At 30.2% G+C, this 24,025-nt stretch carries 20 protein-coding genes and 1 pseudogene; 19 read left to right on the plus strand and 2 right to left on the minus strand.

Annotation, left to right across the window (positions count from 1 at the left end; genetic code table 11):
• The coding region (locus SOR77_RS09520) for an ATP-dependent helicase (protein ID WP_320636868.1) at nt 1-1,350 on the minus strand (1,350 nt) is incomplete at its 3' end.
• Between the two features lie 163 nt (nt 1,351-1,513).
• Between SOR77_RS09520 and SOR77_RS09525 the strand changes: the two genes are divergently transcribed.
• The 7 genes from SOR77_RS09525 to purB all read left to right on the plus strand — a co-directional run bounded on the left by SOR77_RS09525 (nt 1,514) and on the right by purB (nt 10,432).
• Complete coding sequence (locus tag SOR77_RS09525; RefSeq protein WP_320636869.1) at nt 1,514-2,065, plus strand: phosphatase PAP2 family protein; 552 nt, start codon at nt 1,514-1,516, stop codon at nt 2,063-2,065.
• 9 nt (nt 2,066-2,074) lie between these two features.
• Nucleotides 2,075-2,872: a nitroreductase family protein gene (locus SOR77_RS09530; protein ID WP_320636870.1), complete on the plus strand. Its 798-nt coding sequence runs from the start codon at nt 2,075-2,077 to the stop codon at nt 2,870-2,872.
• 208 nt (nt 2,873-3,080) lie between these two features.
• Nucleotides 3,081-3,218, plus strand: a complete 138-nt coding sequence (locus SOR77_RS09535) for a hypothetical protein (RefSeq protein ID WP_320636871.1) — start codon at nt 3,081-3,083, stop codon at nt 3,216-3,218.
• 47 nt (nt 3,219-3,265) lie between these two features.
• Entirely contained in the window at nt 3,266-3,964 is a 699-nt protein-coding gene (purC, locus tag SOR77_RS09540) for a phosphoribosylaminoimidazolesuccinocarboxamide synthase (protein ID WP_320636872.1), read from the plus strand.
• Nucleotides 3,964-5,313: an amidophosphoribosyltransferase gene (gene purF, locus SOR77_RS09545; protein WP_320636873.1), complete on the plus strand. Its 1,350-nt coding sequence runs from the start codon at nt 3,964-3,966 to the stop codon at nt 5,311-5,313. The genes purC and purF overlap by 1 nt, the downstream gene beginning before the upstream one ends.
• A gap of 14 nt (nt 5,314-5,327) precedes the next feature.
• A complete protein-coding gene (locus SOR77_RS09550) occupies nt 5,328-9,005 on the plus strand; it encodes a phosphoribosylformylglycinamidine synthase (protein ID WP_320636874.1) in 3,678 nt (1,225 codons plus the stop codon).
• A complete protein-coding gene (purB, locus tag SOR77_RS09555) occupies nt 9,005-10,432 on the plus strand; it encodes an adenylosuccinate lyase (RefSeq protein ID WP_320636875.1) in 1,428 nt (475 codons plus the stop codon). Before SOR77_RS09550 ends, purB begins: the two co-directional genes overlap by 1 nt.
• A gap of 309 nt (nt 10,433-10,741) precedes the next feature.
• Here purB and SOR77_RS09560 read toward each other — a convergent pair whose 3' ends face one another.
• A complete protein-coding gene (locus SOR77_RS09560) occupies nt 10,742-10,903 on the minus strand; it encodes a hypothetical protein (RefSeq protein ID WP_320636876.1) in 162 nt (53 codons plus the stop codon).
• Between the two features lie 432 nt (nt 10,904-11,335).
• On the opposite strand from SOR77_RS09560, the gene SOR77_RS09565 reads away from it, so the two are divergent.
• The 12 genes and pseudogenes from SOR77_RS09565 to SOR77_RS09620 form a co-directional block, all read left to right on the plus strand.
• Nucleotides 11,336-12,352, plus strand: a complete 1,017-nt coding sequence (locus SOR77_RS09565; protein ID WP_320636877.1) for a hypothetical protein — start codon at nt 11,336-11,338, stop codon at nt 12,350-12,352.
• Between the two features lie 553 nt (nt 12,353-12,905).
• Complete coding sequence (locus SOR77_RS09570; RefSeq protein WP_320636878.1) at nt 12,906-14,213, plus strand: NCS2 family permease; 1,308 nt, start codon at nt 12,906-12,908, stop codon at nt 14,211-14,213.
• Between the two features lie 10 nt (nt 14,214-14,223).
• Nucleotides 14,224-15,915, plus strand: coding sequence for an adenine deaminase (ade, locus tag SOR77_RS09575; protein WP_320636879.1), 1,692 nt, complete (start codon nt 14,224-14,226; stop codon nt 15,913-15,915).
• Nucleotides 15,916-16,034: 119 nt separating this feature from the next.
• Nucleotides 16,035-16,358: a DUF6442 family protein gene (locus SOR77_RS09580; RefSeq protein WP_320636880.1), complete on the plus strand. Its 324-nt coding sequence runs from the start codon at nt 16,035-16,037 to the stop codon at nt 16,356-16,358.
• Between the two features lie 14 nt (nt 16,359-16,372).
• Nucleotides 16,373-16,684: a DUF6442 family protein gene (locus SOR77_RS09585; RefSeq protein WP_320636881.1), complete on the plus strand. Its 312-nt coding sequence runs from the start codon at nt 16,373-16,375 to the stop codon at nt 16,682-16,684.
• A gap of 10 nt (nt 16,685-16,694) precedes the next feature.
• Nucleotides 16,695-17,018 carry a DUF6442 family protein gene (locus tag SOR77_RS09590; RefSeq protein WP_004823565.1) on the plus strand — a complete coding sequence of 108 codons (324 nt, stop codon included), beginning with the start codon at nt 16,695-16,697 and terminating at the stop codon, nt 17,016-17,018.
• Nucleotides 17,018-17,224, plus strand: coding sequence for a helix-turn-helix transcriptional regulator (locus tag SOR77_RS09595; protein ID WP_004823566.1), 207 nt, complete (start codon nt 17,018-17,020; stop codon nt 17,222-17,224). Before SOR77_RS09590 ends, SOR77_RS09595 begins: the two co-directional genes overlap by 1 nt.
• Nucleotides 17,225-17,778: 554 nt before the next feature.
• Nucleotides 17,779-18,375, plus strand: a complete 597-nt coding sequence (locus tag SOR77_RS09600; RefSeq protein ID WP_320636882.1) for a TetR/AcrR family transcriptional regulator — start codon at nt 17,779-17,781, stop codon at nt 18,373-18,375.
• A gap of 19 nt (nt 18,376-18,394) precedes the next feature.
• Nucleotides 18,395-20,875, plus strand: a complete 2,481-nt coding sequence (locus SOR77_RS09605; protein WP_320636883.1) for a PEP/pyruvate-binding domain-containing protein — start codon at nt 18,395-18,397, stop codon at nt 20,873-20,875.
• A 1-nt stretch (nt 20,876) separates the two neighbouring features.
• Nucleotides 20,877-22,259: an MATE family efflux transporter gene (locus SOR77_RS09610; protein WP_320636884.1), complete on the plus strand. Its 1,383-nt coding sequence runs from the start codon at nt 20,877-20,879 to the stop codon at nt 22,257-22,259.
• Nucleotides 22,260-22,420: 161 nt separating this feature from the next.
• Nucleotides 22,421-23,118 (plus strand): annotated as a pseudogene (locus tag SOR77_RS09615) (response regulator transcription factor).
• A gap of 3 nt (nt 23,119-23,121) precedes the next feature.
• Nucleotides 23,122-24,025 (plus strand): HAMP domain-containing sensor histidine kinase (locus SOR77_RS09620; RefSeq protein WP_320636885.1); only part of this gene is annotated, 904 nt, incomplete at its 3' end.

Raw genomic sequence — 24,025 nt, forward strand, 5'->3', positions numbered from 1 at the left:
TAGAGATTTAAGTTTTTTAAAGTCATTCATAAGAGAGAATATGTTATCTTTATAATAACTAGGAAGATCCGGATAATTTATTAAAGACCTTAAAATATTTTTTGAATAACTCTTTTTTAAAAATAAAATATGTTTTTTTGAGATATATCCTTTTATTTTGTAATATATTTCTGAAAATAAATCTATATCATCCATATTATAACTAAATTTTATTATGTTGAGTACATCTCTAACTACAAAATGATTAAAAAATTTCAATCTATTTCCCTTGACGTTGAATTCAACTTTATTTCTTTCAAAATATTCAACCAATCCAAGAGAAGACAAGTTATTTCGATAGATAACGGCATAGGATTTATCAGGCGATTCTACCATTTTCTTTTTGATAAATTTATACTGTTCTTTATTGTTTTGAACTTTAATTATGTTAACCGGACTTATATAGTCATTTACGGTAACTATATTTTTATTAAATCTATTCTTATTGTTTCTAATAAATAAATTTGAAGTAGAGACTATATTTTTAGATGAACGGAAATTATATTGTAAGTAGTAGTACTTGACGTCTTTATAAATTTTTTCAATATTTAGTAGATAATTTGGGTTAGCTCCTCTAAAAGCATAGATTGATTGGTCATCATCTGCAACGATAAATAAATTATGATTTGGAGCGGTTAAATATTTTAAAAGTTCAAATTGAGATATAGAAGTATCTTGTCCTTCGTCAAGTTGAACAAATTTATACATATTTTTATATTTATTTCTGATGTTTGGTTCTGACTTTAGGACATCTAAAGCCTTTACAACCATATCGTCAAAGTCGATTAAATTGTTTTCATCTTTATATTTTTCGTAGGCATTATAAATTTTTGTGAAGTTTATAATTTTTGCACTTTTATCAGTTGGAATTTCTAAAGAATTTTTAAAGTAAGAAATTTTAGAAATAATTTGTTCAAGTGTTTCTTCGCCAACATTTTTATGGTTAATTTGAAAATATATCTTGCGAAGTATATCATATTTTCCGGATGAACCTTCATCTATCAATATCATATCTCTGCCCTTTAACCTATAGTAATCACGAATTATTCTGTAAGCATGGGCATGAATAGTTGAAAACTGAGGTTTAGAAGAAGTTTTTATGTCCATTTCTTCAAACCTTTTTTTCATATCCATTTGAGAAGCTTTAGAAAAAGTTATTGTTAAAATTTCAGATGGATTCACACCTAAATCTATAAGTTTTAAAATCCTGTGTAAAAGCATTGTTGTTTTTCCGGAACCGGGCACAGCAAGGGTAAGAGCAGGCCCTGTCGTATGTTTAATGGCTTTAATTTGTTCTGAAGATAATTGCAACTCTACACCACCTTTGTATTAATTGTAATATAAATTTGTCAAAAATTAAAGAAATAGGGGGTTTATAAAATTTTATTAGATTTAATTATCTTAGAGGTTTCCAATATATTTAAAAAGACTTTTACATTATGAAGCATTGTTATATAATTAATTAGAGGTGCCTATGAAGAATCCATTTAAAATGTTTGACAACTTTTTTATAAAGTTGATAAACCAAAAAATGAATAGTAGATACACTAATTTTTTATTTTATCATATAACGAATTTGGGTGGAGCAGTGAGTGTGGCATTGATTACTCTCTTAATGTTTTTAATTGGTGGTAAAATTAGAGAATTATCTGTAGAAATAATTTTGAGTTTGATTGTATCAACACTATTTGTACAGATTTTAAAGAGAATTTTTTCGAGAAACAGACCCTACTGGATTTTGGAAAATTTAAACACTTATGGAATTGACCTTTCAGATTATTCATTTCCATCAGGTCATTCAGCTGCAGCATTTACACTTGGCATGAGCATTGCATTGAATTATCCTGCAATAAAATTAGTTGTATTAATAATTGCAACACTTATTGCAATTTCAAGAATATATCTAGGAGTGCATTACCCCACAGATGTGCTTGCAGGAGTTATAATTGGAATAATTGCCAGTGTAATTGTACATGATCATATATATCAGGTAGCTATTACATATTTAAGAGGAAAATTTATTTAGGAGGAATTAATGTTAGTAACTAATTTTTTACAAAAGAGAAAATCTGTAAGAGATTTCAAACCGACCAAGGTAGATAAGTATGAGCTTGAAATTATAAAAGATGCGATAGAGCAAATTTCAAGAGAAGAAAATGGGCTTCTTAAGTTTCAACTTTTAGAAAATGGTTCAATAGTTTCTGAAGGGTTAAAGGGCAAGGCAGGATATGGCGGAGTTATGATCGAATCTCCACACTATGTGAGCATATCTTCAGGGAAAGAGACATTAGAAAATAAATTAAAAATAGGTTATGCTCTTGAAAAATTAAATACTAAAATTGTAGACCTGAATATAGATACTTGCTGGATTACAGTTGATGAAGTAGATAAAGATACAATGAAGAGTGTATTTGGAGAGGATGGAGATAAGATAAATTATCTTATAGGTTTTGGATATGGAAAAGCAAAGAAATTCTTCTCTAAAGAAACAACAAGCTCAAGAAATCCTGTGAAAGAAATGGTTTTTGATGGTGAAATTGGAAACCCTGTTTCAGCAGAAGTTCTTGAAGAAAGAGGGCTACTTGATATATTCTCAACAATTATATATGCTCCAAGTCATAAGAATTTTCAACCGTGGAGATTTGTTATAAAAGACTCTGAAGTAGAAATATATATAGTAAAATCTGATGAAGACTTGAGAAGTTTGATAGATATCGGAGTAATAATGTTCTATTTTGAAGAGCTTGCAAGAGAAAAGAGTTTGGAAGGAAAATGGAATTTAAATATCCATGAAGAAGGAAATTATTTAAAGATAGCGTCTTTTAAATTATAAATTTTAGAATTGAACCGAGGCTTTCGGTTCTTTTTTATATATTTTTTAGCATTAATAAAATTATTGAGAAAAAATTTTATAACTAATAATTATTAAAATAGCCAAATTAAGGGGATTGAAGGCTTGTGAAAAAAATAATAATAATATTTTAAAAAAATAAAATTCTATGTTATAATACAAAATGTAATAGATAAAAGGAGAAAACACTATGTCGAATAAGTTTGTAATTGATATTCATAATGTTTTTATGTTGCTTAACAATATTTTACAAAATGATTTAAAAACAGACCTAGGAGATAGTGTAAACTTTTCTAAGAGAGCTATAGTTGTAACTAAAAATATCTAACTGAGAGAATCGTTGTGCGATTCTCTATTTTTTTTAGGAGAAATGATATGGGAAAAATTTATGAAGGCAAAGCTAAGGAAGTTTATAGTACAGATAATAATTCTGAGTACATTATCAAGTATAAAGATACTGCAACAGCAGGTAATGGAGAAAAAAGAGCAGATATACTTGGTAAAGGAGAGTTAAATCTTGCCATTACAACATCGATATTTAAGATGTTAGAAGAAAATGGTGTTAAAACTCATTATGTTGAAACTGTGGACAACAGACAAATGAGGGTTAAAAAAGTCAAAATTATGCCTTTAGAGGTTATTGTAAGAAATATTTCAGCGGGTTCTTTTGCAAAGAGATATGGTGTTGATGAAGGAATTGTATTTAAAGTTCCAACTTTTGAATTGTCATATAAAAATGATGATTTAGGAGACCCTTTGATGGTTGAAGATCATGCTATAGTATTGGGAATGATTACAAAAGAAGAGTATGACTATTTAAAGAGAGAAACTCTAAAGATAAATGATTTACTAAAAGATTTCTTTGAAAAGATAAATCTAAAATTAGTAGATTTTAAAATTGAATATGGAAAGGATGAAAATGGAAATATTTTGTTGGCAGATGAGATAAGTCCAGACACTTGTAGATTATGGGACAAAGATACTAATAAAAAATATGATAAAGATATTTTCAGAAGAGATTTAGGAGATTTGATAGAAGGTTACAAAGAAGTTTTGAATAGGATAAATGGCTAATGTGTGGAGTAATAGGAATATATTCAAATAAAGAAGTTGGTAAGAAGTTATTCTATGGACTTAATTCACTTCAACATAGAGGACAGGAGTCAGCAGGGCTATGCGTCTTTGATGGTGAGAAAATGCGTTTAGAAAAGAGCATGGGTCTAGTTTACGATATTTTCAGTGAAGAAGTTTTGAATAAATTGTCCGGAACGATAGGGATAGGACATGTCAGATATTCTACAGCAGGGGGTTCATTTGAATACAATACACAGCCTTTAATCGGATTTACGAGGGGCAAGGAAATATGTTTAGCTCATAATGGAAATTTAATAAATCATCAAATCTTAAAGACAAGACTGGAAGAAGATGGAATGATGTTCCAAACTACCATAGACAGTGAAGTAATTCTATTTTTGATATCAAGATACTATAAAGATAACATCATTGAAGCTATAAAAAAGACGATGGGAATAATTCAAGGAGCTTATTCAATTGTTATGATGTTTGAAGGTAAACTGATTGCATTTAGAGATCCAAATGGATTTAGACCTCTTGTGCTTGGTGTTGGAGAAGATGGAGAATGTATAGTAGCATCAGAAAATGCACCACTTGAGATAATTGGAGTATCTGAAAAAAGAGATGTTGAACCTGGCGAAATAATCGTAATTGATAAGAATGGAATAAAATCTGAATTCTATGAAAGCGACAATGAAAGACACCACTGTATTTTTGAATATGTTTATTTTGCCAGAGATGATGCAACTCTTGATGATATAAATTCATATAATTTCAGAAGAAGATGCGGGGAAATTCTCTCAAGAGAAGCGCCGGTTGAAGCTGATTTGATAATTTCAGTACCGGACAGTGGAACACCGGGGGCGATAGGGTATGCTCAAGAAACGGGAATTCCATTTGCAGAGGGATTGGTAAAGAACAGATATATGGGAAGAACTTTCATAAAGCCAACAAATGAAGAAAGAGAAATAAGTGTAAAGATGAAGTTAAATCCACTTGGAACTGTTCTAAAAGGTAAGAAGATAGTTGTTGTAGACGATTCAATTGTAAGGGGAACTACTTCTGCAAATTTAATCAAGCGAATGAAAGAAGCAGGTGCAAAGGAAGTGCACATGAGAATAGTTTCTCCGCCGGTTGAGTACCCTTGTTACTATGGCATAGACACTCCATCGAGAAAGAATTTAATTGCAGCAAATTATTCTATTGAGGAAATTAGAGAAAAAATAGGAGCGGACTCTTTAGCTTTTATCTCTATGGAAGGAATGATAGAAGCAAGTTTAAAAGAAAAAGAGATATTTTGCAAAGCTTGTTTCAACGGTGATTATCCCGTTGATCCGATACTCATTTGAGGAGGATATAAATCATGAATGAAGATATAAAGATAATTTATGTCAAAAAAAAAGATGAATTTGATTATGAGTCTGAGGACGTAAAAAAAGAAATTGAAAATTCTTTAAATATACAAGTAGAAAAGTTGAGAATTTATAGAAGGTATGATTTGAAAATAGACGAGAAGACTTTAAATTCAATATTGTATACAATTCTCTCAGAAAAACCTGTAGACGAGGTCTACGTTGGAGAAGAAGTAAAGAATTTAGAAAATAGTTTTGATAAAGTTATAAGAGTTTCGTATCTTCCGGGTCAATTTGACCAAAGAAAGCAGGGCTTGTTGGACACAATAGCACTTTTTACAAATGACAATATACTTGCAAAAGTGACTAGAGTGTATGAATTTAAAGGTATTGATGAACAAGAACTTGAAAGAATAGAAAATCTGTTGGTAAATCCTGTAGACTCTGAAAGCATAAAATTAGACTATGAATGTCAGTCATTAGAAAAAAACACAAAAAATAATGCCGAAAATATTACTTATGATGGATTTATAAATTTCTCAGATTCAGAACTTGATGAATTTTTAAAAAATAAAAATTTAGCTATGAACTTGGAAGATTTAAAGGTTTTTCAAGAATACTTTAAAAGTGAAAGTAGAGATCCAAACGAAACAGAATTGTCTATTATTGACACTTATTGGTCAGACCATTGCAGACATACTACATTTAACACAGGACTTGATATCGATTTTGAAGAGAAGACCAATTTAGATAGAGAAATTAAAAAATCCTTTGAATACTATTTAAATTTACGCCAAGAATTGAATATTAAAAAGCCGATAAGCTTGATGAGTTTTGGAACCATATTTGCAAAATATCTAAGACAAAATGGGAAACTTGAAGACCTTGAAATCAGTTCAGAAATAAATGCTTGCTCAATAAAAATAAAAGTTAAAGTTGAAATTGACGGAAGAGAAGAATTAAGAGATTATCTTTTGATGTTTAAAAATGAAACTCACAACCACCCTACAGAAATAGAACCAATAGGTGGAGCAAGTACTTGTCTAGGGGGAGCTATAAGAGACCCGCTGAGTGGAAGAGCATTTGTATATCAAGCTATGAGAATAACTGGAGCAGCTGACCCATTTACATCAGTAGCAGACACTTTAGAAGGCAAGTTACCACAAAAGAAAATAACTACAGAAGCTGCAAAGGGATATTCATCTTATGGTAATCAAATTGGTCTAGCCACAGGTTATGTAGACGAAATGTACCACAGCGGATATGTTGCAAAGAGATTGGAAGCAGGGGCCGTAATAGCTGCAGCACCTTTAGAAAATGTGAAGAGAATGGAACTTGTAAAAGGTGATTTAGTAATTTTACTAGGAGGAAGAACAGGTAGAGATGGCATAGGTGGAGCAACGGGTTCATCTAAATCACATATCATATCTTCAATTAAGACAGAGTCAGCTCAAGTACAAAAGGGAAATGCACCGGAAGAGAGAAAGATACAAAGGCTTTTTAGAAGAAGAGAAGCTGCAGAATTAATTAAAAAGTGTAATGATTTTGGTGCTGGTGGAGTAAGTGTTGCAATTGGAGAACTCTCAGATAGTATAGAAATTTATTTAGATAGAGTACCTTTAAAATACGAGGGATTAAAGCCAAGAGAAATTGCAATTTCAGAATCACAAGAGAGAATGGCTGTGGTAATTGCACCGAAAGATAGAGAAACTTTTGTAAAACTTGCCGAAGAAGAAAATTTGGAAACTACCCATGTTGCTACAGTTACAGATGATGGAAGAATGGTAATGCTATATAAAGACAAAGTTATAGCAGATATGAGTTATGAATTCATCAATTCAACCGGAGCAGAGAGAACGCAAAAGGTTAAAGTTAAATCTGAAAGTTTACCTAGTTCTTTAAAAGTTGAAGATAGAAATCCTGAAAATTTAAAAGAATATCTAAGGGATTTAAATATAACTTCAAAAAAGAATTTGATTGAATTATTTGACCAATCCGTTGGAAGGGCAACAGTGCTTTCTCCGCTTGGTGGTAAAAATCAAACAGTGCCAATACAAGCTATGGTTGCAAAAATTCCTTCATTTGATGGAGATGTAAAGACAGTATCACTTATGAGCTATGGATGTAATCCGAAGCTTTCAGAAGAATCTCAATACCTAGGTGGTTACTATGCTGTAATTGAATCAATTTCAAAGTTGATTGCAACAGGAAGCTCAGTTGAAAATATAAGACTTTCTTTACAAGAGTTTTATGAAAGACTTGGATCTGAAGAATCTTGGTCTAAGCCTTTGAAATCATTACTTGGAGCACTTGAAAGTTCTGCATTCTTTGAAACACCTCCAATTGGTGGAAAAGATTCAATGAGTGGTACTTTTGAAGATATAAATGTGCCTCCTACTCTAATTTCATTTGCAGTTTCAACAGAAGACGTTGAAAATATAGTTTCACCTGAGTTTAAGAAAAAAGGTAGATTGGGATTAGTCGAAATTGAATATGATGAAAATCTCAAACTAAATTTAAGTAAATTAAAAGAAAACTTTGAGAAAATTCATAAAGATATTTTGGGGAAAAATATTATCTCAATAAGTGCAATAACAGCTAAAGGGACTCTTCCTCAAATATATGAACAAGCTCTTTATAAGACAGGGTTTGATATAGAACTTGAAGATTTATATTCTCCAAGATATGGAAGTTTTATAGTTGAGTATTTACAAGACAGAGATTTTATAAAAAATATAGGTGAATTTTCTGAAAAAATAGTTGTAAATGGAATAGAACTTGAGAAAAGTGAGCTTGAAGAAAGTTATATCCACACTTTAGATAAAATATTTAAGCCTAAGGCAAAAATAAAGTTAGACACTGAAGTTAAAAATAAAAAAGTGGAAAAGAGAAGACTAAATTCAAATAGACCGGTAGAAAAAGTAAAAGTTGTAATTCCTGCATTTCCTGGCACAAATAGTGAATGGGATACAAAGAAAGCCTTTGAAAAAGAAGGTGCAGAAGTAGACATACTTTTATTTAGAAATAGAACTACTTCAGATATAAACGAATCAATAGATGAATTTGCAAGATTGATTAAAACATCTCAAATTTTAGCAATACCTGGCGGATTTTCAATGGGAGATGAACCGGATGGTTCAGGAAAGTTCATAGCAAATGTAATAAGGTCGCCAAAAGTAAAAGAAGCAATAGAGTATATGTTAAAAGAAAATGACGGATTGATTTTGGGAATATGCAACGGATTTCAAGCTCTTATAAAAACAGGCTTGTTGCCTTACGGAGAAATAAAAGAGTTGGGAGAAGATGATCCTACATTGACATTTAATACTGTTGGAAGGCATATAGCGTGTTTTGCAGATACAAAAGTTTTGACTACTAATTCACCTTGGTTGAACACTTTAGAAGAAAATAAATCTTATAAAGTTCCAATATCACATGGAGAAGGTAGACTGGTAGGCAATGAAGAATGTGTGAGAAGTTTATTTGAAAATGAGCAAGTTGTGGCAGTTTATGAAGATTGTCCAAACGGTTCAGTTTTAAATATAGAATCATTGATTTCTAAAGATGGTAAAATCTTAGGTAAGATGGGTCATTCTGAAAGAGTTGATAGCGATTTGTATAAAAATATAGAAGGAATTGAGTATCAAAATATATTTAGAGCCGGAGTAGAATATTTTAAGGAGAAATAATGGATAGAGAACTTTATAATAGCCCTTTAAATACCAGATATGCAAGTAGAGAAATGAGTCATATTTTTTCAGATATGGAAAAATTTAAGACATTTAGAATATTGTGGACAGAACTTGCAAAAGCTGAAATGGAACTCGGATTAGGTATTTCATTAGATCAAATTAAAGAATTAGAAGAAAATATAGATAATATAGACTTTGAAAAAGCTGCTGAATATGAAAAAGAACTTAGACACGATGTAATGGCACACGTAAAAGCTTATGGGGATGTGGCAAAGAGTGCAGCAGGGATAATACACCTTGGGGCTACAAGCTGTTATGTAAATGACAACACAGATATAATAGTTATGAGAAGAGCTTTAAAGCTAGTGGCTAAAAAACTTGCGGTATTGATAAAAAATATATCTGAATTTGCTGAAAAATATAAGGGCTTACCTACACTTGGCTATACTCATTACCAACCGGCACAGCTAGTTACAGTTGGGAAAAGGGCAACTCTTTGGATTCAAGATTTTTTAATCGATTTAGAAGAAATTGAATACAGAATACAAAATCTTAAACTTAGAGGAGTAAAGGGCACAACTGGAACTCAAGCTTCATTTTTAGAATTATTTGATGGAAATCATGAAAAAGTTAAAGAACTTGAAAAGAAAATAGTAAACTCACTTGGATTTACAAGTGCTATTTCAGTTTCAGGACAGACTTATACAAGAAAAGTAGATTTTCAAATTTTACAAGCTCTATCACAAATAGCTCAGTCAGCTCATAAAATGACTAATGATATACGACTTTTACAAAATTTAAAAGAAGTAGAAGAACCTTTTGAGAAGAATCAAATAGGTTCTTCTGCAATGGCATATAAGAGAAATCCGATGAGAAGTGAGAGAATAGCATCATTGTCAAAATATGTAATAAACATAGCGCAAAATCCTGCAATGGTTGAAGCGACACAATGGTTTGAAAGAACTTTAGACGATTCAGCAAATAAGAGACTTTCAATTCCCGAAGGATTTTTGGCGACAGATGCAATCTTGGATATAGCTATAAATGTTACAAGCGGGCTTGTAGTAAATGAAAAAGTTATAGAAAGACACGTTGAACAAGAACTTCCTTTTATGGCAACTGAGAATATATTGATGGAAGCGGTAAAAAGAGGGGGAAATAGACAAGAACTTCATGAAAAAATAAGACAGTACTCCATGATAGCTGCGAGTCGAGTAAAAGATGAAGGAAAAGATAATAACTTATTAGAACTACTAGCGAAGGATAAAGATTTTTCGATTACAGAAGATGACATTAAAAATATTTTAAATCCTGTGAATTATATAGGCAGAAGTGAAAAACAAGTTGAAGAATTTTTAAAAGAGATTGTAAATTTTGCAATATTAGATTATGATACAAAATATAGAGTTAAATTAAAAGTTTAATATCTATGTATATATAATTTTAAAATAAAGGAATATAACGTAAATACTTTTTTAAATTTATTAGATAAGTTATTTCGATAGTGTTTTTTTGAGAGAGGAGATTTCGTCTAAAAGAAGCATGGACAGAATTTAAGACAGAAATTTCGGCAGGACTTAAAACTTTATGACCAGGTCACATATTTTAGTAGTCATTCCAAATATATTTTCTGATTTAGGAATGGATAGAGGGCTGTATTTACATCTATTGTCATAGTTTTAATTTGATAATTGGATTATATAGAATGTGAAGAGAGTCTTTTTTATATGGTATCATTGGCTCAACAGTATTATCTTTAATACTTGTGGAACACTTACAGGAGTTGTTAAAAAATCTAAGCTATTAAATGAAAAAATGTAATTACCAAATGTAGGTAAGACGTTTTTAGTATATACTGTTGAAACTACAGCCGGAGCATTACTTGGAACAAGCATAGTTACAACTTCTGTTGAATTTGCAATTGGTATTACAGACGAAGGTATAAATGATTTAACAACTTTGCAATCAGGATTTTTTGATTTTCTTATTTTAAATAGCTGCTTCAGAAGTTTTTGTAGATAGTTGAATTATTTATGACGTCATCTATATTGGAAGTAGACTTTATAGAAGTGATGCAGTATTTTTAACAATTTCATATTAAATTATAGATGGAATAAACTTTGTTATCGTGTGGTACACAGTTATGAAGTTATTTGTACGAAGAAGAAAAGAAGTGTTTTAATCTAAAAATAGAGGCCTCAATACGAGCCTCTATTTTTAGATTAAAATGTATAATATAAAATCTGAATTTTATAATTTATAATTTTGATGTGATATGATATTATAGTACTTAGAAAAATGTTTTCTTAAAACATATGGAGGTTAAAATGAATAGAAAGTTGAAAAATGTAATACTATTTGGAATTTTTATTGTAATTCTTTTTTTATCTACATTAACAAAACAGTTTTCAACAGATATTTTATGGAAGCAGGATGAAAATTCTACAAGAGAGTTTCAAGGAATTCTATTTCAAAATCCATCTGATATCACCAACTTAAGGGTTTCCAGGACTCCGGTTGATGGATATGGTGGAAGACTTATAAAGTATGGTGTTGAATTTTCATACATAGGGGATGGATCTAATTTTAGAATTTTAGGAACGCCGGTAAGGCAAGTATTCTTTGAAGCACCGATAGAAGTAAAATATAGCGTAGCTAATTTAAAAGGTGATTATGATAAGATAAGTAATATGCTGTTTAATGAAAAATTGTCATTAAAACTTCCGCTTGATTCTAAAGAAACTAATCTTAAAGCTAAATCTGAAATAAGAGTTAAGCTTGATTCAAATGTTGAAAGCTATAATTTCTCGTTGTACTATGAGCCAATGGACATAAAATACAGACAAGAGGATGTTATATCCAGAACTTCAGTATTTTTGACAAATGCTAAAGTGGATAAGTTTACAAATTCACAAAAAGTCACTGATGCACAAAATATATCTTTTTCAGATTCAGGATTTACAGTAAATGCACAAGAGTTTAAAGATAACGCTAAGCTATCCGGAATAACTATAGTGAATAATTTGGCTAGAATAATATTTATAGTGTCCACACTTTTAGTACTAGCACTTATTTGGCTAGATAAAAAGAATGTATTATCACTTAATATTTTGTTGACTATGTTGATGATTCTTACATTCTATAGATTATTAGATATGGGAGTTACTTCACTAGGAGCGCTTTTAATAATGCCTATAATAGGATATATATCAACTTGTATAGCAAGACTTATGGGCAAGGATACAATTCACTTGACAACAAAAGAATTAAAACAAAATTTAGCTTATACAATAATATTTTTTATAGTAATACTTATTGTGATAATAATACCTAGAGCAATTTAAAATTTAGCACTGATAAGTAAGTGTTCAGAATGAAGACAAACCCAGGAAAAATCTCCTGGGTTTTCTAATATTATTAAATTTTTAATGAATGTTATAATATCTGGGCTGATTGTTTCTGTTTAACTGCTCATTAAATTTTTACATCAGAAAATTATTATCCATTTGATATTGTAATTTAAGTTTAAAATTAATGTTCTTAAAAGTCTCAAGAAAAAATTGTTTTCTAAATTCTGGTATTCATTAAAAGTTACTAAAAGTGGTGCTATAGAAAGTTTTTACACATTTTGAAATACCATCTTTTAAAATAGAAATAAAATTTAAAAACGTAAACAAAATTAAAAATAATCCATTTTTAGATATTATAATTAAATTTTTAAATAAGCATAGTTATTAACAAATAATAAATTAAATAAAGGACATAGATAAAAGAGTATAGTATATATTTAACACTCGATAAAGTGATAAATTAATAAAAATAATTTATTTACAAAATAGATGGAAAGTAATAAAATATTATATAAGAAATCGTTTTATTTAATTATGGAGGTTATTAATGAAAAAATCAGATTTTTTGGACAGGCTATTTGATTTATCGGGTAGGAATACTTCTGTAAAAACTGAAGTTTTTGCAGGAATTACAACATTTATGACTATAGCTTATATTTTAGCTGTTATACCCGGTAATTTAAGTGAAACGGGGATACCAAGAGGTGCTGTGTTCACGGCAACAATTATAAGTACTATTTTTGCAACATTAATAGCTGGGTTATATGCTAATTTACCATTTGTGTTTAGTACATTATTGGGATTTGATTCATTTTTTGTATTTTCAATTGTATTTGGAATGGGAAAAAGTTGGCAATTTGCTTTAACATCAGTTTTAATAGCCGGGATAATCTTAACAATACTTACAATTTTTAAAGTACGTATAACATTAAGCAATGTTATACCTATGAATTTAAAAATTGCAATGGTTGTTGGACTCGGTCTATTCGTAACATTTATAGGTTTAAAGAATGCCGGTATTGTAGAAGCAGGGGGAGCTATTTTAAAAATAGGAGATATAACAAAGCCTGAGGCTTTATTAGCTTTGTTTGGGATTATTGTACTTTCTGCTATGAATTATTTTAAAATAAAAGGTTCTTTCTTGATTACAATAATAGGAAGTACGGTGGTAGCAATTGTTACAGGGATAACATCTTTACCGGAGAATATTGTAAGCTTGCCGCCTTCTTTTATGCCAACTGCTTTTAAATTTGTAGGAACTGAAGAAATTTTTACTACAGACATGGCTGTATGTGTATTCGTTTTCATTTTCATGTCTATTTTTAACAATATAGGAACTGTAACAGGCCTTTCAATAAAAGCGGGATTAACAGATGAAAATAATGAAGCAAAAGATATGAATAAATCTTTTCTAGTAGATTCTTTAGGAACAATTGTAGCGGGGTGTTTAGGAACAAGTGTTGTGGGAACAACATTAGAAACTTCAGCCGGCATAGAAGAGGGAGGGCGAACGGGACTTATGGCAGTGACAAGTGCATTAATGTTTGTACTCGCATTATTTTTTAGCCCACTATTTTTAATAGTACCAAGTGCTGCTATAACTCCGGTTCTCGTAACAGTTGGATTGTCAATGACAAGTGCAGTAAAAGCTATAGATTTTGATAATATAACAGAAGCTATACCTGCATTTTTAACCTTTATAATAATTCCTCTTACTTACAGTATTGCGGATGGTATTATGATAGGAATTTTATCTTATGTAGTATTAAATATTATAACTGGTAAATTTAAACAAATATCTTTACCAATGTATGCTATGGGAATTTTGTCTTTAGTTAAAATGTTATTTTTATAAGGAGAGAGAAATGTTAAAGAGTGATATGAAAGCGGATTTGATAATAAAAGATGTCAAAGTAATAGATGTATTTCAAAATGAAATTTACAAGGGAAATGTAGCAGTGAAGAATGGAAAAATTATTGGCATTGGAGATTATGAAGATGCAGATGAGATTGTAGATGCAAAAGGATCCTACCTATCACCAACTATGACTGACGGACACGTGCACATAGAGTCTTCTATGGTATCTCCAGCTGAATTTTTAAAATGTTTAGTTGCAAGAGGAGTTTCAACTATAATAGCAGATCCACATGAGATAGCAAATGTGTGTGGGCTTGATGGGCTTGAATACATAATAGATGAAACAAAAGATCTACCGGCACATGTATATGTAATGTTGCCATCATGCGTTCCATGTACACCATTTGAAACAAGTGGAGCTATTTTAAAAGCTTGCGATTATAAAGAGATGATAAATGACCCGAGAGTTTTGGGGTTAGGAGAAATGATGGATTTTGTTGGAACAGTAAATCGATCAGAAGACATCTTGGAAAAAATTGACTTGGCTAAAAATAGCAATAAGGTAGTAGATGGACACGCCCCGCTTTTATCAGGAAAGGCGTTGGACGATTATGTATTAGCTGGTATTTTAACAGACCATGAGTGTTCAGCTGTAGATGAAATGAAAGAAAAGATTCGCCGAGGAATGTACATTCAATTAAGAGAAGGTACAGCTGCTAAAAATTTAGAAGCACTGATAAAAGGAGTTACAAAAGATAACATAAGTCGTTGTTTCTTCTGTACAGATGATAGACATCCGGAAGACTTGTTAAAAGATGGAAATGTAGATAACAATGTGAGAAAAGCAATTAAATTGGGGATGGAACCTTTAGATGCAATTAAAATGGCAACTTTAAATCCGGCTCAGTGTTACAAAATGGAAAATTCAGGGGCAATTGCACCGGGGTATGTTGCAGATTTCTTTTTATTCGATGATTTGAATAACATAAACGCAAAAGCAGTTTTCATTGGAGGCAAGAAAGTAGCAGAAGATGGAAAAGTAATAGTAGATTTTCCACAAAAACTTTCTCCAAAGGTACTTTCAAAAATGAATATAAGAGATTTTAAATTAGAAGATTTAAAACTTAGATTGAATTCAAACAGAGTCCATGTAATTGAAATGGAAAAAGAATCACTTTTAACTAAGAAAATCATCTGTGATGTAGATGTGAAAGATGGTTACTTCGAATACTCAGATGACGGAATAAGAAAAATAGTGGTAATTGAAAGACACACCGGAAATTCTGCAATAGCAATAGGATTGATAAAGGGATATGATATAAAAAATGCCGCTGTTGGAACTACAATAGCACACGATAGCCATAATTTAGTTGTTATTGGGGACAATGATGAAGATATGCTAAACGTAATAAAGAAAATAGATGAGATGAGTGGTGGAATGGCAATATCTTCAAATGGAAAATTAGAAGGGTCTTTAAGACTTGATATAGCAGGCATTATGAGTAGTAAATCAATGACAGAAGTACATGAAGACATCAAGAAATTATTAGAAAAAGCAAAAGAGCTTGGAGTAGGAGATGGAATAGATCCATTTATGACTCTTGGATTTATGGCTTTACCGGTTATACCGGATATAAAGATGACAGACAAAGGATTGTTTGATGTAAATGAGTTTAAACACATTCCTTTAGAAGTTTAAAAGTTAATAAATTAGAAAGTGCTTTTAGTAGCACTTTTTATTTTGCAAATTTTCATTGACAAGTAAACTTGGCGGGGATATAATTCAATTACCAAGTAAACTTGTCAGGAGGTATTAAAATGTTAAAAGAAGAAATACTTAAAAAGAGTAGAGATGAAAATTTTGATGAAGCAAAAGAAAGTTATTCAATGCAAGGTCTAAAAACAGGTTTCAATTTGATGTCTTTAGTATTTGTGTTAATTTATGTTTCATGTGCTATAAGAGGAAAAGATGTAGTTTGGAGAGAAGCTATTCTTGGAATGTATCTGATATTTGTCTCATCTCAAGGCTATACATTATATAGATTTAATAGACAAAAATTTTATTTATTTCAATTTTTAGTAGCTTTAATGCCGGCAGTGATTTTAATTTTAGCTACTCTGTATTGGATATGGTTGAAATAACTTAGGAGGTTACAATGGATATAGAAGAAATATTAAAAAAGAACAGAGACAACAAAGAAGATGAAGGAACGGGAAATGTACACACTAGAGGATTGAAATTAGGATATAAAACATTTACATTGTTAGTTATATTTTTTATTGTATTTAATATTTTTACAGGGCAAACAAGTTATGCAATACAATCTATATTTTGTGGAGTTATAGCGGCTGAATATTATGAAAAGTATAAATTTTCAAAAGAAAAAATTTTTTTAGCAGTGTTTATTTTAAGCTGTATCGCATTCATAGTATTGTTACTAAACCATGTAAAGTATATTTTGTCATAGAGGTGAGGGTATGAATAAAGATGAAGTATTAAATAAATATAAAAAAGAAAATACATTTGGTGATGAGAGAGAAAGAAGTCTTAAACTAAAGAGTTATGAATTGGGAACAATTTTTGCAAGTATAGCTTTTATAATTGTGTGGATTGTTGGAAGATATAAAAATTTAGATATTTCTCAAGCTACTTTTGTATTTATGGCGACAATAGTTGGTAGATTTGTTTCAAAGTTATATAATAAAAATTATAGTGGTAATTTTGAAAAAACATCATATATTTTAGTGATAGTTGGCGGGTTAATTTTATTTTTTTCACAAATAGTGGATTGGTTGAGATAATGGACGAAAGCTTAAAGTTAAAAAACAATTTAAAAGAGATAAGAGCAGAAAAGAAAATGTCACAACAAAATTTAGCTGATATTGTTGGCGTTTCAAGAAATACTATAAGTTCAATTGAAACAGGACAATTTAACCCAACGGCAAAATTAGCACTTATAATATGTATTGCACTTGATAAAAAATTTGAAGAAATATTTTATTTTTAATATCAATAAGAGAGGGACTGTTGTAAAATGTCCAAAAGAAAAACGAATAGCGGAATGAGCTGACCCTTAAAGTTGGAATACAAAACCTAACTTAAGGGTTTTTTTATGCCAAAATACAATTTAGAATTTAAAATAAAAATAGTAGGGGAATATATATCAGTTAACATTGGCTTGAATTCACTGTTTAATAAATATAACTTTGAATTCAGATTAGAACGTAAATTAATTCTTATTAAATTTTAGGACTGGAAAGATTAAAACGCTTTCTCAAAAACAATTCGTATAGTATAGAATTTAAATTAAAAGAGAACTAAATTTTAATGTATAAAGTTTAGAATATTTAAAAACACTAATACGAAAAGGAGTGTTATAGGTGGATGACTATAGAAATATTATCAGTAATTTTGGAGTAGGAAATTTTGCTAATAACAATTTAAAAATATCAATGAATATAAAATGAAATATTCATTGATATTTAAACTTGTCAACGTTATAATATATATGAATAAAAAATAAAAAATTCATAGGGTTGTTCATAAAATTTGGAGGCTTAGATGGCAAAGGCATTTACAGAAGAAGAGAAGGTTAAAATCAAAGAAGCTATTATGGAAACGGCACTTGATTTGTTTCATGAAAAAGGGAAAAAATCTCTTAATATTTCAGAATTGACAAAAAGAGTAGGGATAGCTCAAGGAAGTTTTTATAATTTTTGGAAGGACAAAGAATCTCTGATTATTGATTTAATGGCATACAGATCAATACAAAAATTGAATGATATTGAAAAGGAGTTCTCAAATTCATTAACAAATCCTAAAAAATTTCTTTCAGATGTTATTTATAGGTATGCCATAGATATGGCAACTAAAATTAAAACGCAGCCTATTTATCAAGAGGCATTTAAAATATTTGCAAGTCAAGATTCAAAGAAAATAAACAGAGTAGAGAATCTTTATGGAGATTTTGTGGATAGGTTAATAGACTATTGGTACAAAAATAGTGCAGTAAAAAGCGTAGATAAGCAAGGATTATCCAATGCTTTTGTCGGTAGTTTTGTGATATGTTCAAATTACATTCATTTTAATGAAGATACATTTGAGGAAGTGTTACATATTTACATAGAGAGTATTATTAACAGGTATATAGAAATATAGTTTTAAAAGGGAGACCATTATGATACTAAATTTTGATGAGATAAAAAAGGAAGATGTTTTACTCGCCGGAGGAAAGGGGGCCAATCTTGGAGAAATGACCTCTGCAAATATAAATGTTCCGAGTGGATTTGTTATTACATCGGATGGCTATAGAGATTTTTTAAAGGAAAACAGTATTGATATTTTTATTGAAAATGAAATTAAGAAATCAGGAAATGATGAAAAAGTTCTATTAAGTATAGCTGAACATCTTAGAAACAAGATAAAATCCGGAAAATTTCCTAAATTACTTGAGAATACAATAAGACAAAAATATTTTAGTCTTGGAGATAATGTAAGAGTTGCCGTGCGTTCATCTGCAACGGCGGAAGATTTACCGGATGCAAGTTTTGCAGGACAACAGGAAACCTATTTAAATGTTCAAGGCATTGAAAGTGTATTAAATGGTGTGCGTAGTTGTTACGCATCTTTATGGGGAAACAGAGCGGTGAGCTATAGATTACACCAAGGTTATGACCAAAGTTCCGTTTCAATTGCCGTTGTTATTCAGGAGATGGTAGAAAGCGAAAAAGCGGGAGTTTTGTTTACTGTGAATCCGGTAAGTAAAAAAGAAAATGAGATGCTAATAAATGCAAGTTATGGGTTAGGTGAGAGCGTCGTAAGTGGAAGAGTAATAGCAGACAGTTATATTGTTGACAAAAATGGAGAAATTATTGAAGTAGCTATTGGAAGCAAGGAAACCCAGATTATATATGGAGAGAAAACCACGGTAGAGGTAGCGGTTTATGATAATGATAGAAAAAAACGAGCATTAAATGATAAAGAAATATTAGAGCTGATAAAATCCTGTTTGAATATTGAAAAACATTATAAAATGCCAATGGATATTGAGTGGGCAATTAAAGATGATGAAGTATATATTTTACAGGCAAGAGCTATTACCACATTGAAACATTCTATAGATAGTCTATCTGAAGACAATTTGGTCCAAAAATATACAAAGGATAAAAAAATCAATAAAAGTACACGAAAAATGATGTCATTTCTTTTAGAAAAAATGCCTTTTGCATATAGAGTGCTTGATTTCGACTATTTTACGGCAATTAATGATCAGAAAGTTAACATTTTATCGGAAGTCGGAATTGTTTTACCAAGAAATCCGATTATAGATGATGATGGAATACAAACCTTTTCTGATACAGGCAAACAAATCAATAAAAATATATTTAAGTTTTTTAAGATTTTAAATAAAATGAAAGATTTTGACGATTGCTATCATAAGTGTAGCGATTTTATGGAGGAATATGAATCTCAAATAGAAAAAGTTAAGAGTTTAAATTTTGAAAATATGACATTGGAAGAATGCAAAAAATTTATGGAATACAGTTATATTCTTTTACAAAAATTAGCATATGACAGATTCAAATACGCTTTATTCCCATCAGTTTTAAACGATAAAAAATTTACTAAAATAATCAAAAAAGTAAATGCCAACTATTCTTCATTTGATTTTTATTGGGGCTTGGATAATAAAACATCAGCAGTGACAAATGATATTTATGAAATGGCTTGTGAGATAAGAAAAAACGAGTCTTTAAAAAGAGATATTATTTCAGGAGAAAGTTATAAAGAATTATATGAAAATCATGATGATTTTAAAGATATAACAGATAAGTTTATGAGAGATAACGGATTTAAATCTGATTATAATTGCTATTGTTTATCTGCAAAAACATTTATTGAAGATCCTGATAGATTAATAAATATATTAAGACCTATATTAAACACAGATGAAAGTAGTGATGAGATTAAACAGAGTAAAGACTTTTCTGAGTTAATGATAAGGCTAAAAGAAATTTATGGACATAAGTTTCAAAATATAGAAAAACAAATAGAATATTTCAGATATTTTCATGTAGTTCGTGAGGAAAGCCAATATTTTTGGGAAACCTTATTTTATTATGTAAGACAGTGTGTTAAAAGAATCAACTGTATTCTTATTGGAACTGAAGATTATGAAATTGGGATTGCCAATCTGTTTTATAAAGAACTCTTGAAAGCAATGAATAGGGGTAGTCTAAATGAATCGGATAAGGAAAAAATAAATAGGAGAAATGAAAAGTTTCCTTTGGCAATAAAAGTATGGGAGGCCTCAAAGTTGTTAATTTTTGAAACAAATGGAGATGTTTTAAAGGGCGTAAGTGGAAGTGCCGGTATTGTAGCCGGAAGAGTGTGTATAATAAATAATCCGAAGGAATTTTATAAGATGAAAAAAGGTGATATATTGGTTTGCCATCTTACCGATCCTGAGTGGACACCGTTATTTAAGCTGGCAAGTGCAGTTGTAGCTGATACAGGTTCTGCTTTAAGTCATGCTGCAATTGTTGCAAGAGAGTTTAATATTCCGGCGGTGCTGGGGGTAGGATTTGCTACTACAAAATTTAAAGATGGGGATATGATTCAAGTAGATGGCAATAAAGGTGTAGTTAGAGGTTTGTAGCATGAACTTAAATAATAAAAAAGAATTGAGAAGAAAGGCTATTTTAAACGATGCTCTTCTACCATTATTAGTTAAAACTTCCATTCCCACCATTATAGGCATGCTTGTCATGGTTATTTATAATCTGACAGATACATTTTTTGTCGGCATTTTAAATAATAAATCTATGACAGCTGCTATTGGCATTGTGTTTAGCTTTATGGGATTTATTCAAGCGATTGGATTTTGGTTTGGCTATGGAAGTGGAAACATAATGTCGAAAAAGATTGGAGAAAATGAAGAAAAGGAAGCAGAGATTATATCGTCTATTGGAATTCTCTTTGCTATTGTCATCGGTATTTTGATAGCTGTTTTATCATGGTTTTTTATTTTACCATTATCAAAATTTATAGGCGGAAGTGCTTCTGAAAACTTGTTGAATTTTACAGTAGAGTATCTAAAGGTAATTATTATAAGCATTCCATTTGGTCTTTATTCTATTACTCTTTACAATCAATTAAGACTATGTGGAAATGTAAAAGACGGAATGATAGGATTGATAAGTGGAATGGCTGTTAATATGGCGCTTGATCCTATATTGATGTTCGGATTTAAATTTGGCTTTATTGGAGCCGGATATGCAACATTGATAGGACAAATTACAGGGTGCATCGTATTAACGAATTTATCAGAGAAAAATGGGAATATTGCTGTTGACTTAAAAAAAGTAAAACTGAATAAAGAAAGAGTATACCATATTTTGGCAGGAGGAATGCCTAATTTTTCAAGGCAATCTATTACAAGCATAGCTCTGATTTTGCTTAATGTTGTAGCTGCAAAATACGGTGATAGTGTTATAGCAGCATTGACAATAAGCTCAAGGATAGTGGCATTGGCATATATGATAATGATAGGTTGGGGACAGGGATTTCAACCTATCTGTGCAATGAATTACGGAGCAAAGCAATATGATAGAGTTAAGAAAGCTTTTAAGATTTCAGTAATAGTTGGGACAGTTTTTTTAATTGTGTCGGCAATTTTGTTATATGTTTTTTCTGAACCGCTTATTAAAGCTATGTCAAATGATAATGAAGTTATTTTAGTCGGTTCTGAGATACTGAGTATGCAATGTATTACATTGCCACTTTTAGGATACTTTGCAATAAGTAGTATGCTTATGCAGAATATAGGACAATATTTTTGGGCATCAATCATTTCAATTTCAAGGCAGGGAATATTTTATATCCCATTGATATATATTTTGTCAAATATGTTTGGGGAATTTGGAATATATTTGCTACAACCGGTGGCAGATGTTTTATCATTTGTTTTAGCGGTTATTTTAGTTAGAAAAATAAAATTTAATAATTATAAATTCAAACAAGATGTTATTGAAAGTTTATAAAATATTTATACAGGAGGCAAAAATGTACAGTTAAAAACATAATTCTGTAGTTAAAGCATTAGAGTGGGTATAATATAAATAAAAAAGAATAGCATTAATATAATGGAAATATTTATAAATGATTATAACTACGTTGAATAGCTATTATGGAGTTTTGAAATATGAAAGAGATAATAATTATAGATGATGATGTTGTATTATGTAATCTAATTAAAAAATGTTTAAGTACAGAAGGATATTCTGTATACATTGCCAATAATGGACTGGACGGATATAAAAAAATACGAAATTCAAACAATCTTTGCTTGGTTTTATTAGATATTATGCTTCCTGATTTTGATGGATTTCAAGTTTTAGAGATGATAAGAGAAGAATACACTGTTCCGGTTTTAATGTTGACCGCAAAGTCTGATGATGATTCGAAAATTTATGGACTCAAACAAGGTGCGGATGATTATCTAACGAAGCCGTTTAATATCAATGAACTTAAGGCAAGAGTTGAAGCTATGGTCAGAAGATTCACAGACTTTAATCAGAAAAGTACAGATCAGTCTAAAGAAATCATAATAGAAGACATGAGAATAGATAAAGAGAATAGAACTGTAAAAATAAGTAATAACAGTATCGAATTAACAAGTAAAGAATTTGACTTGTTATATTTTCTCGCATCTAACAAAGGGAGAATTTTTACAAAAAAACAAATATATACGAATGTTTGGGAAGAAGATTATCTTTTTGATGATAGTAATATCATGTCCTTTATAAGTAAACTCCGAAAAAAATAGAACCTAACCCTGAAGAACCGACCTATATTTTGACAGTAAGAGGCGTTGGTTACCGTTTTAGTAAGGGGGAATGATGTATGGATATAAAAACCATCATAATCTTGATGCTTTTTTGTGTGATCCTATATTTAGTAAAAAAGATTACGTATATAAAAAAGAAAATAGATAGGATTCAAGAGGTACTTGTTGATATCAAAAATGGTGATTACAATCGTAGAATTTTAATTAAGAGAAATGATACTACTGAAAAAATTTGCCACGATATAAATGAGATAACACTGCAAAGTCAAAATAAACTTATAGAGCAAAAACAGGCGGAGCAGGCATATAAATCACTCATGACAAGTTTATCTCACGATGTAAAAACTCCTTTAGCATCTATGGTTGGGTATTTGGAAGCAGTTCAAGAAGGACTTGTTACAGGTGATGAAAAAGATGACTATATAAAGGTTTCTTTAAGTAAAGCACATTACTTAAAGGATTTTGTAGAAAAACTTTTTGATTGGGTAAAATTGGATTCCGGAGAATGGAAGTTTTCTTTTGAGGATAAGGATTTGAACGAATTAACAAGAAATGTGGTAAGCGAATGGATCCCTATTTTGGAAGAAAAACATATAAGTTATGAAATTGAAATTCCGGAAGGGGAATGTAATATAAGGATAGATGAAAATGCTTATTTTAGAAGTTTAAACAATATTATAAACAATATTATTGTTCATAGTAATTGTGATAGAGTACATTTGAAATTAGAAGAATCGGATACAAAACTTGTTTTGACGATTTTAGATAATGGAGATGGTATAAGTAAAAAGGACTTACCATATGTATTTGACAGAATGTATCAGGCAGATAGTTCAAGATTAACAAAAGGTTCAGGGCTTGGATTATCAATCTCCAAAGAATTATTGCGAGTAAATAATGCTAAAATAAGCGTAAGTAGTGTGCCTAATATAAAAACTGTTTTTACTGTAGAGTTTGCAA

This window comes from Peptoniphilus sp., from assembly GCF_034090345.1.
In the GTDB taxonomy this organism is placed as follows: domain Bacteria; phylum Bacillota; class Clostridia; order Tissierellales; family Peptoniphilaceae; genus Peptoniphilus.

Excerpts from the sequence above, each read along its gene's own strand:
- purC (WP_320636872.1), top strand. The coding sequence starts at position 3,266 with ATGGGAAAAATTTATGAAGGCAAAGCTAAGGAAGTTTATAGTACAGAT.
- SOR77_RS09595 (WP_004823566.1), top strand. The coding sequence starts at position 17,018 with ATGGACGAAAGCTTAAAGTTAAAAAACAATTTAAAAGAGATAAGAGCA.
- purF (WP_320636873.1), top strand. The coding sequence starts at position 3,964 with ATGTGTGGAGTAATAGGAATATATTCAAATAAAGAAGTTGGTAAGAAG.
- ade (WP_320636879.1), top strand. The coding sequence starts at position 14,224 with ATGTTAAAGAGTGATATGAAAGCGGATTTGATAATAAAAGATGTCAAA.
- SOR77_RS09600 (WP_320636882.1), top strand. The coding sequence starts at position 17,779 with ATGGCAAAGGCATTTACAGAAGAAGAGAAGGTTAAAATCAAAGAAGCT.
- SOR77_RS09590 (WP_004823565.1), top strand. The coding sequence starts at position 16,695 with ATGAATAAAGATGAAGTATTAAATAAATATAAAAAAGAAAATACATTT.
- SOR77_RS09530 (WP_320636870.1), top strand. The coding sequence starts at position 2,075 with ATGTTAGTAACTAATTTTTTACAAAAGAGAAAATCTGTAAGAGATTTC.
- SOR77_RS09610 (WP_320636884.1), top strand. The coding sequence starts at position 20,877 with ATGAACTTAAATAATAAAAAAGAATTGAGAAGAAAGGCTATTTTAAAC.
- SOR77_RS09570 (WP_320636878.1), top strand. The coding sequence starts at position 12,906 with ATGAAAAAATCAGATTTTTTGGACAGGCTATTTGATTTATCGGGTAGG.
- SOR77_RS09525 (WP_320636869.1), top strand. The coding sequence starts at position 1,514 with ATGAAGAATCCATTTAAAATGTTTGACAACTTTTTTATAAAGTTGATA.
- SOR77_RS09580 (WP_320636880.1), top strand. The coding sequence starts at position 16,035 with ATGTTAAAAGAAGAAATACTTAAAAAGAGTAGAGATGAAAATTTTGAT.
- SOR77_RS09605 (WP_320636883.1), top strand. The coding sequence starts at position 18,395 with ATGATACTAAATTTTGATGAGATAAAAAAGGAAGATGTTTTACTCGCC.
- SOR77_RS09585 (WP_320636881.1), top strand. The coding sequence starts at position 16,373 with ATGGATATAGAAGAAATATTAAAAAAGAACAGAGACAACAAAGAAGAT.
- SOR77_RS09560 (WP_320636876.1), bottom strand. The coding sequence starts at position 10,903 with ATGCTTGTTCCAAGTAATGCTCCGGCTGTAGTTTCAACAGTATATACT.
- SOR77_RS09535 (WP_320636871.1), top strand. The coding sequence starts at position 3,081 with ATGTCGAATAAGTTTGTAATTGATATTCATAATGTTTTTATGTTGCTT.
- SOR77_RS09550 (WP_320636874.1), top strand. The coding sequence starts at position 5,328 with ATGAATGAAGATATAAAGATAATTTATGTCAAAAAAAAAGATGAATTT.
- purB (WP_320636875.1), top strand. The coding sequence starts at position 9,005 with ATGGATAGAGAACTTTATAATAGCCCTTTAAATACCAGATATGCAAGT.
- SOR77_RS09565 (WP_320636877.1), top strand. The coding sequence starts at position 11,336 with ATGAATAGAAAGTTGAAAAATGTAATACTATTTGGAATTTTTATTGTA.